This is a genomic window from Moraxella atlantae NBRC 14588, assembly GCF_001591265.1.
Taxonomy (GTDB): Bacteria; Pseudomonadota; Gammaproteobacteria; order Pseudomonadales; family Moraxellaceae; genus Faucicola; species Faucicola atlantae.
Window position 1 is genome coordinate 66,259 of sequence record NZ_BCUL01000010.1, and the last position, 10,110, is coordinate 76,368.

A 10,110-nucleotide genomic window follows, 5' to 3' on the forward strand; every position below is an offset into this window, starting at 1 on the left:
TTTAAGAGTATAAGCCATGAAAAATTCTTTGAAAATAGATGATTTGTTTATGATGTGGGGCGCACCTTACGTAGATGCGGTTTTTAGAATTTGCTTAGACAGAGAACCTACGGATGCTGAAATGGATTATTACCTTATTAAACTTAATCAAGGTATGCATCGCATTCAGGTTTTAGAAAAAATTACAAATTCAGATGAGTCAGTCGTAGATCTCGATAAAATTCGAGGCGCTAAGCAATTGCTAAATAAAGTCAAATCTCGTGAAAATTGGCGTAAAAAGCTAAAACCTATACGCCCGATTTATTTAGCGATTACAGCGCTTGAGAAAAGACAAGCCGAGCAAAGAGTAATGCTAAATAGCACTTACCAATTACGTTCAATGCTAGGTGACCGTAGTGTGGCGAATTACAAAAATGAACTAGTTAATAAGCACTATCAGCCAAATCGGCGACGTCAATTCGATGTTAATTTATTATCTATCAAAGAGCGTGCTGAATTTGATAATCTTATATCATTGTTAGATATTGCTTAATTTCAAGTATTAAAGAATATAGGAAAGTTGTTATGAAAATTTTGATTGATATGCAAGCATGTCAAAACGGTAGCCGCTTTCGGGGTATTGGCCGTTATGCAACGGGGATTGTGACTGAGATCTTAAAGCAAGCCCAACCAAAGCATGAGTGTCATTTACTATTAAATGGCCTGTTTCCTGATAATATTGATCAGCTGATTGGGTATTTTGATGATTTTGTTAAGCAAGAAAATATCCATGTTTGGTTTGGTTTAAGTCCTGCCGAGGGCAATCAAGATTTTAACTTCTATAGAATAACCTGTAATGAAGTAGTAAGAGATGCTTATATCCAAAACTTAGCGCCCGATCTGGTTTTTATGCCGACCTTTTTTGAAGGCCATGGCGACAACTGCATTCTCACTACTAAACAGTTTTTTGCAGCTAATAAGGTTTTGATGACGGCTACTTGTCACGATTTAATCCCCTTACTTCAAGCTGATGTGTATCTGGCAGATCCACACTTCAAAACTTTTTATTTAAATCAAGTAAAAGATTTCGTGCAAGCTGATGGGTTTTTAGCGGTATCTAATTCTTCAAAACTTGAACTAAACCATGCCGCGCATGTGCCATTAGAAAAAATTGTCAATACATCTGAGGGTGTTGAAGAACGTTTTAGTAAAGGGCAGGTCGATTTAGCTGAGATAGAAAAGCTACTAGGAATAAAAAACATCGCGAATAAGAAAATAATATTGTATTCTGGCGCAAGCGATGAAAGAAAAAATCATGCAAAACTCATCGAAGCATTCTCCTTATTAGAACGTCGTATCAGAAATAATGCTCTTTTAGTGTTTGCAGGTGGAATGCCGAATGAACATATGGAGCATTTTAGAAATATTGCCAATAAGTATAGAGTAACTAATAACGAGTTATTGATGCCAGGGCGATTATCTGATGATGAAATGATTGCCTTGTATCGAGCTTGTTATGTATTTATATTCCCATCATACCATGAAGGATTTGGTTTGCCAGCTTTAGAAGCAATGGCATGTGGCGCGCCAGTATTAGCTTCAAATACAACCAGTCTACCAGAAGTTGTGGGACGTGAAGATCTTCTGTTTGACCCCTATAGCGCGTTATCTATTAAAAACGCATTAACTAATTTTTTATATAATGAAGCGAAAAGAAATGAGGCAGCTACTTATTGCTATAATAGAGCACAGGAATTTAGTTGGGCTAAAAGTGCAAAAATCGCTTTAGATTTTTTTGAAAAACTATATAAAGAAAAAAACAACTCAATACAGCATCAGAATAGTATCGATAATTACCAGATACTAGCTAAATTGTTTGAAATGAATATAGTACAAGAACTAACGCCAGGAGATAAAGAAAATCTAGCGTTAGCTTTAATTAAAAATAATCGCCCCATTTCCCGTAAGGCGCGTCTATATATTGATTTAACCTACCTGGTAGAGATGCAGTTTGTTACAGGCGTTCAACGGGTTACTAAAGAATTATTTACTGAAATTCAAAGTAAATACGCAGATACGTATGAAATTGTACCAATACAGTTTAGACCACAAGATAGAACATTTGAGGAAGTTTCAAACACAAAATATGCAAGAGCAATTGAAGATAGGCTAAGTCATGATGATCTTATGGATTTTTCTGACAAAGATATATTTATTGCTTTAGATCTTAACTACAACATTGCAGGGATGGCAGATACTATTGACCGTATGAAAAGAAGAGGCTGTAAGGTTTATTTTTTCATACATGATTTATTGCCCTTAAAACTTGGTGTAAGTTTTTTTGATAATCAAGTTGCACATCTACAATTTAACTGGCTTAAACAAGCTATAAAAGCTGATGGAATAATAGCAATATCCAAAACCGTCATGGAAGATGTCAAAAATTATCTTGATATGTTTAATGGATATATAGACAAACCATTCAGCCAAGAAAAATATAAGATATATAATCAGCAAGTTAAGTTAGCTTATTCCTATCATGGGGCAAATTTCAAAAGCAATTATCAGAAAAATAATGAAACAGAAAATTTTATTTATAAGGGTATCGATTTTTCAAAGCGCACATTCATAATGGTAGGCTCGATAGAACCGCGTAAAGGTCATCTAGATGTGATTAATGTTTTTACGCAGCTTTGGGAACAAGGGGTTAAGGTAAATCTTGTTATTGTAGCAGCCAGAAACTGGAATACTGATAAAACCATTGACCTAATTGAATCTAGTAACTTTTATGAAAAGTATTTATTCTGGCTTAAAAATGTTAATGACGAAGAGCTATCATATTTATATACCAATAGTGATGCTTTGATTGCCGCATCGATTGATGAAGGTTTTGGTTTGCCAATTATTGAGGCTTTAAATTATGACATTGATGTAATATGCCGCGATATCCCTATTTTTAGAGAGGTTGGTTCTGATTGGGTAAGCTATTTTAAAAATAACCAAGCGCTCAAAAAACTTATTGAGAATTTCACGCCTCGCCATGCTAAAGTTAAACCTAAACTATTGACGTGGCGACAATCGGCTGATAATCTGATGGATATTGTTTTAAACAACAATTTTATAGACTCGTGGAGCTTTTCGAATAAACGCTATTTAATGCCTGTATTTTCAGAAAAATTCGATACAAGTGTAGGGAATAAATCTTGGGATTGTATCAAAACATCAAATAGTGCAGGGCTGTTTTTATATGGGGGTTGGATAGATTTAGACGCAGGCGATTATGAATTTAAGCTTTTAGGCTACTCTGAAAAGTTACAATACGTAAAATTTGAGATCGTAACTGTACAAGAAAATACGTTGGTGAGACTGGCTGTAATTTCTAACTTACAGATTAATCAATCTTCATTAGGAATTATTTCTGAAGAAATTTCTAGAGGTAATTTTAGGCTATCACATGCACAGAAGCGAGTAGAGTTTTATATATCAATTGATGTCGAAAATGAATTTGATTTGAGTTATTTAGAGATTTTCAAGTTAACATAATTGTAAGGGAAATTTATGAAAAAATATAATATGCAAAGCAGTATAGATCAAATATGTGTAGAATTTGCCTATATGATGTTACTCAATAGAGAGGTTGAGTCGAATGAAGTACTCTTAGAGCAATCTAAGCAGGAAAAAACAATTAGTGAATTAATTGATGGAACCAAAGACTCGGCAGAGTATCGCTTAAAAAATGATGAGTTTAATAGAGCCATTAATCTTTATATTAAGGTTCAAAGTCAAAATAATACTGAAATTAGTGGTATCTCAGATGAGGTCAACAATTGTATTACTGTTATACAAAGTTCTGATAGTAATAAATATAGAGAAATATTAAATATTTCTAAATCTTTTAATATTCGCTATGTAAAACAATATAAGTTGAATTACCATTATTTTTTTGGAATAAAAAAGGGTAAATATGCTCATCATGCTATGTACAATAGAATTTATATGTTAGATGAAATGATAAAAAACAATTATAGAGGTTGGGTCTTTTATCTAGATGCTGATTCTATTATAGTTAACAAAAATTTTGACTTAAGGGAAAAATTATTAGCTTTGAGGAGCAATCATAAAATTATGTGGTTGCACAATGTCCATCAGAAAAACGAAGTGAATTATAGTTGGTGGAATGTCAATTCAGGTGCATTCGCGATTGATTTGAGCTCAAGCATTGCGAGAAACTTGGTTAAAACTTGGAGAGGAATTTACGACAATTTTTATTCAGAGTTAGATTTTGCTGATGCTACGCAATGGAATGATATTATAAATGATCAAGATAGTTTATGGCGCGTCTTGGATATATTTAATTTAGAAAATAAAGTGGAATTAGAACAGCTGCAAAAGAACTTTGTTCAGCAAGCTTTAAGAAGCCAGCATGATGGTATCTCTTCTGAAGAGGAGATGCAGGATCGTATGCATAAATTAAAAGAATTAGGAGAAAGAATTTATAATTCTTAAACCAAACAGAGCTATCACACTGCAAAATACACTCTATTGAATTTATTTATAAAATTTATATTTAAAAATAGAATAGAATAACTAATAGCTTAAACCTATGGCGCAATGTTAAATCAAATTTGCAGGAGGTATTCATTCGAAATGGTAGGATATATTAATTCTATTTCTATCACCCACGCTGTTATTCCCGTCGCAGGCTTTGGTACGCGTATGCTGCCATTATCCAAGGCGGTACCAAAGGAGCTATTGCCACTGGGTAACAAGCCTGCCATTCAATACGTTGTTGAAGAGGCAATTGCAGCAGGTCTAACCCACATTGTGCTAGTCAATCACAGCCAAAAGACGGCGATCGAAAACTATTTTGATATCAATAACGAATTAGACAGCCAGCTACGTAACAAAGGCAAAGACACACTTGCCGATCGCTTAAATTGGTTGCCTGACGGCGTGACAGTCAGTAGCGTACGCCAAGGCAAGCCTTTGGGACTGGGGCATGCGGTATTGCAAGCCCGTCATATCGTCGGTGATCATCCATTTGCCGTGTTATTGCCCGATGTTATTATCAATCCGTTTGCCAGTGATTATCCAACCGATAACTTGGCTTATATGCTCAAGCGATTTGCTGAAAATGGACAATCACAAATTTTGGTTGACCCTGTGGATCAAGCCGATATCCATAAATACGGTATTGCCAAACTAGCGCACAGCCAAACAGTGGCAAAGTCTGACAGCAATCAGTCATTCGCCGTGACAGGCTTTGTTGAAAAACCCAAAGCAGAGGACGCACCGTCTAATTTGGCGGTGGTGGGGCGCTATGTGTTTACTCCACAGATTTTTGATTATTTGGCGCAAACGCAGCCAAGTGTGGGTGGCGAAATTCAGCTAACCGATGCCATTGATGCGTTGATTGGCACGCAAGGCGTTGAGGTGGCGAGCATGGTCGGTAATAGTTTTGATGCAGGTGATATGACCAGCTATTTGCAGGCGTTTTGTTACTTTGCTGATAAAATTTTGGCAAAGTAAAAGTAAAAGTAAAAGTAGAAGCGACATTATTTGCTATGCAACGTATTCACTTGTCTAATGATATTTGGCAGCAGCTTTGTGATTTTGCCAAGAATGTGCCAACGCTCAATGATTTATTTGCTCAGCAGTCTAACCGCGGTTTAGATTTTACTGCATCGGCTTGCGGTATTTATGCTGATTTTAGCAAACAAAAAATTGATACGGCTATTTTTGAGGCATTACTGAATTTAGCCAGTAAGCGCAATTTGTCACAGCAGATTCAGCAGTTACTTGCAGGTGTTGCTGTTAATGATACCGAGCACCGCGCCGCCTTGCACACCGCTCTGCGTTTGCCCAAAGACAGTGCGTTATGGCTTGATGATGTAAATGTGGTTGAGCAGGTGCATGCTAGCCTTGATAAGCTTGCCAATATTGTTGAGCGAATTCGCTCGGGCATTTGGCGCGGTTATTCGGGTCAAGCGATTACGGACGTGGTGAATATCGGTGTTGGTGGGTCAGATTTAGGGCCCTTAATGGCTACTACCGCCTTAACAGAATGGTCGGATACCGATATCCGCGTGCATTTTGTCTCCAATATGGATGGCACGCAGCTTGATGGCCTGCTCAAGATTTTGCATCCTAAAACCACGTTATTTATTATTTCCTCCAAATCATTTGGTACGGTTGACACACTATCCAATGCTAAGACTGCATTGGCATGGCTGATGGCAAGTCATCGTAATAAAGACACGGTATTGCGGCGGCATTTTATCGGAATTTCAACACGCAGTGATAAAATGACGGCATGGGGCATTCATGCCGATAATCAGCTGATGTTGTGGGATTGGGTTGGTGGTCGCTTTAGCATGTGGTCAGCGATTGGGCTGGCAATAGCGGTTAAAATTGGCATGGCAAATTTTCGGCAGCTGTTGGCAGGTGCGCATGCGATGGATGAGCATTTTGCTAAGGCGGATTTTCGCCATAATTTGCCCGTGATTTTGGGCTTGCTGGGTGTGTGGAACAGCACATTTTTGGGTATTCATGCCCATGCGGTGCTGCCATATGATGGGCGGTTGGCATTTTTCCCCAATTATTTGACCCAGCTTGAAATGGAGAGTAACGGCAAGTCGGTCAATCGCCAAGGGCAAATGGTGGATTATGATACCTGCCCGATTTTATGGGGCGATATCGGCTCAAATGCCCAGCACGCATTTTATCAGCTATTGCACCAAGGCACACAAAAAGTCAGTTGCGATTTTATCGCGCCGATTCGCCGCTATACCGATGCCCAACAACCCAATGCCAATTTGATCGAGCAACATCGGCTGTCACTGGCAAATTGTTTGGCACAAAGTCAGGTATTGGCGTTTGGCAACCAGGCATTACAACAATCCGCCATAATCGCCGATGAGCAACAAAACTTTAAGCAATATCGCGGTGATCAACCTTCAACCACTTTGTTGCTAGATTCGCTATCACCAAAAACTTTAGGCTCATTGATTGCACTGTATGAGCATAAAGTGTTTGTTATGTCGGTGATTTGGCAAATCAATCCCTTTGATCAATGGGGCGTTGAAGTCGGCAAGGTTATGGCAAATAGTGTGTTTGCCGCGCTCAATGACCCACAAATACCTGCCAAGTTTGACAGCTCAACCAATGCTTTATTAACTGTTATCCAACATCAACAATCAATTAACTAACAGATGTCGCTAAATTATCCTACCGCTTTATCCGCCAATACGCTTGGTGACAACTTGCCGCTATATATCATTGGGCATAATCAAGAAGCGCTCAATGCTGCGATTGTGCTGGCGAGTTTGGACAATACTGTGCAGGTGGTCGCAGATACGGCGACAATCGATGATACGCTGAGCAACTACCGTTTTGAGCCGCAGCTAACCGCCCTATGGACGCTGTATAGCCAACAGCAACGCATCCAATTGCTGGCAAGTGACGCGCTAGATTTACCAAACCATGCACTGGTGTGGCTATTTTGGGATAGTCTAGGCGATGACAGGCGTAACGGGCTTGTTCAACTGTTGCAAAGTCCGCATCAGCAGGTTTTAATCAGCGGAATCAGCCAAGTTGGGCAGGTGGCACAATTTGCCGATCGGCTTGCCAGCCATTGGGTGTATTATTTGCCGCTAATTTTTATGAAAGATGGGGCAAATTTTAGCTCTATGCTCAAGCCTGATATGCTACTGGTGGGTGAAAAAACGGCAGATAGTCATCGGCAGTGCAGCGTATTGCAATTTTTTATCCACCATGCCCAACAACACGCCATGGCAGATATCCAAACGGTTGAGTTTGCTCGCAGCGCGATTATGACGATGTTAGCAACTCGCGTGAGCTTGATGAATGAGCTATCGCGCTTGGCAGACAGCCTTGGGGTCAATATTCACACGGTGCAGGCGATGATGGGGCTTGATAGTCGCATTGGTCAGCATTTTTTGGCGGCAGGCTGGGGCTTTGGTGGGCGCGCGTTGCCGATGGAGCTTACCTTGCTCAAACAGCAATTTGATGCGCATCAAGTCGCCAGTCAGTTGGTCAAGGCGGTGATTGATATCAATGAAGACCAAAAAGAGCTGATTTTTCGTAAGTTTTGGCGGCATTTTGATGGTTTTATTGAGCATAAAACCGTGGTGATTTGGGGGGCAGGTTATCGCAGCGGCACAGGGCGAACCACCAATTCCGCCATTCATCCGCTGTTAAAGCTGCTGTGGTCGTATGGCATCACAACCTATGTGTACGCCAGCAATACCGCATTTGAGCTAGCGCAGTTGTATGCCAAGCAGCCGCTGTTTGTGTGTATGAATAATCCTTATAATATGCTAGCTGATGCTGACGCACTGTTGATTATTAATTGGTCGGCACTACAAGCCCCTGATATTGATCGGCTAAATGCAACACCCATTCCGATTTTTGATGCCAAAAATGTGATTGATAATGCCGGCAAAGCGCGTTTGATTGCTGATTATTATGGTATTGGACGCTAACTGATCGTTTGGGAGAACTAATATGCAAAAGATTTTGGTCACAGGCGGGGCAGGCTATATTGGTAGCCATACATTAATTGAGCTGCTAGACGCAGGCTTTATGCCTGTGGTGTATGATAATTTTAGCAATAGTCAGCCACAGGTGCTTGATCGTGTTGCGCAGCTTACGGGGCATCAAATCATCTGCATCAAAGCCGATATCTTAGATAAAGCCGCGTTGCAGCAGGCGTTTCATGCGCATGATTTTTATGCCGTGATTCACTTTGCAGGGCTAAAGGCGGTGGGTGAGTCAGTGGCAAAGCCTTTGTGGTATTATCAAAACAACGTCACAGGTACGTTGAATCTGCTTGAAGTCATGGCAGCGCATGACGTCAAACGGTTAATTTTTTCATCATCGGCGACTGTCTATGGCGATCCGCAGACGTTGCCTATTCAAGAAAGTTCGCCGCGTTCGGCGACCAATCCATACGGACAAACCAAGCTTACGATAGAGTATATTTTGGCAGATTTAGCCAAGTCTGATGCCGATTGGCGTATCATTTCGCTGCGGTATTTTAACCCGATTGGTGCGCATGCGTCAGGGCAGATTGGTGAAAATCCGAATGGTATTCCCAATAACCTGATGCCGTATATCAGCCAAGTGGCGGTGGGGCGGTTGCCGCAGTTGCAAGTGTTTGGTGATGATTATGATACCGTTGATGGTACAGGTGTACGTGATTATATTCATGTGGTGGATTTGGCAAAAGGGCATGTTGCCGCGCTGGCATATGTCAAACACGCACAAGGCTTTACGCCTATTAATTTGGGTACTGGGCAAGGCACGTCTGTTAAACAATTGATTGACGCATTTGAAAATGCAACAGGGCAAACTGTACCGTATGTCATCGCACCACGACGGGCAGGCGATATTGCCAGTTGTTATGCCAGTGCAGATAAAGCCAAGCAGCTGCTTCATTGGCAGGCAATACTTGATATTGCTGATATGTGCCGCGATAGCTGGCGTTGGCAGTCAAGCAATCCGCAGGGTTACGTCTGATTTTAAGCGATTTAACTTATCGTGCGTAATTCTCTCCACCTATGATCTTTTGATGCATGCCGAAAAAAAACGGACAAAAATATTTGATAAATTAGCAACTTAAACAAAATTCTACCATGAGTAAGAAAAGAGTAGAATACAGCGAAAGTTCCAAAGCCGAAGCCATCGCCAAAGTCAAAGAAAACAACGGCAATATTAGCCAAACAGCTAAAGAACTTGGCATACCCATGAATACACTAGCGAACTGGCAAAGAAAAGCGGATATTGGCGTACTTACAGGCACTCAAAACTATAACCCTGAACTCATAGCCGCCTTGGATGAAATCAAAGACCTAAAAAAAATAACTAAAAATCGCCCAAGAGGACCGAGAAATTCTAAAAAAGGCAACGGCGTACTTTGCCAAGAACCAATAGCCAAGAACCAATAGCCAAGTACGCCTTTATGCAAAAACATCGCCTAAGCTACTCTATACAACGCATGGCAAGGTTATTTGAAGTCAGCCTATCAGGCTACTACAAACCTTTTAATTATTATCCATATATTTGGCAAGAAACATATCCCGATAAATTCAATAAGAAAAAATAATATGA

7 protein-coding genes and 1 pseudogene are annotated in these 10,110 nt (G+C 40.0%); all 8 read left to right on the forward strand.

Going from position 1 to position 10,110, the window contains the following annotated elements:
- Positions 1 to 16 precede the first annotated feature (16 nt).
- The gene (locus tag MA2_RS07315; protein WP_067058395.1) at positions 17 to 532 is read left to right on the forward strand and encodes a DUF4214 domain-containing protein; all 516 of its coding nucleotides are present in this window, start codon (positions 17 to 19) and stop codon (positions 530 to 532) included.
- 32 nt (positions 533 to 564) lie between these two features.
- Positions 565 to 3,522, forward strand: a complete 2,958-nt coding sequence (locus MA2_RS07320) for a glycosyltransferase family 4 protein (RefSeq protein WP_067058397.1) — start codon at positions 565 to 567, stop codon at positions 3,520 to 3,522.
- Between the two features lie 15 nt (positions 3,523 to 3,537).
- A complete protein-coding gene (locus MA2_RS07325; RefSeq protein WP_067058400.1) occupies positions 3,538 to 4,485 on the forward strand; it encodes a hypothetical protein in 948 nt (315 codons plus the stop codon).
- Positions 4,486 to 4,626: 141 nt separating this feature from the next.
- On the forward strand, positions 4,627 to 5,508 hold the full coding sequence (locus MA2_RS07330; RefSeq protein ID WP_067058402.1) for a UTP--glucose-1-phosphate uridylyltransferase: 882 nt from the start codon (positions 4,627 to 4,629) through the stop codon (positions 5,506 to 5,508).
- A gap of 35 nt (positions 5,509 to 5,543) precedes the next feature.
- Entirely contained in the window at positions 5,544 to 7,187 is a 1,644-nt protein-coding gene (gene pgi, locus MA2_RS07335; RefSeq protein ID WP_079352262.1) for a glucose-6-phosphate isomerase, read from the forward strand.
- Positions 7,188 to 7,190: 3 nt separating this feature from the next.
- The gene (locus MA2_RS07340; RefSeq protein WP_067058404.1) at positions 7,191 to 8,483 is read left to right on the forward strand and encodes a UDP-glucose/GDP-mannose dehydrogenase family protein; all 1,293 of its coding nucleotides are present in this window, start codon (positions 7,191 to 7,193) and stop codon (positions 8,481 to 8,483) included.
- A gap of 22 nt (positions 8,484 to 8,505) precedes the next feature.
- Positions 8,506 to 9,519 carry a UDP-glucose 4-epimerase GalE gene (gene galE / locus MA2_RS07345; RefSeq protein ID WP_067058406.1) on the forward strand — a complete coding sequence of 338 codons (1,014 nt, stop codon included), beginning with the start codon at positions 8,506 to 8,508 and terminating at the stop codon, positions 9,517 to 9,519.
- Between the two features lie 116 nt (positions 9,520 to 9,635).
- Positions 9,636 to 10,036: pseudogene (locus tag MA2_RS07350) on the forward strand (transposase); the annotation flags it as partial.
- Positions 10,037 to 10,110 lie beyond the last annotated feature (74 nt).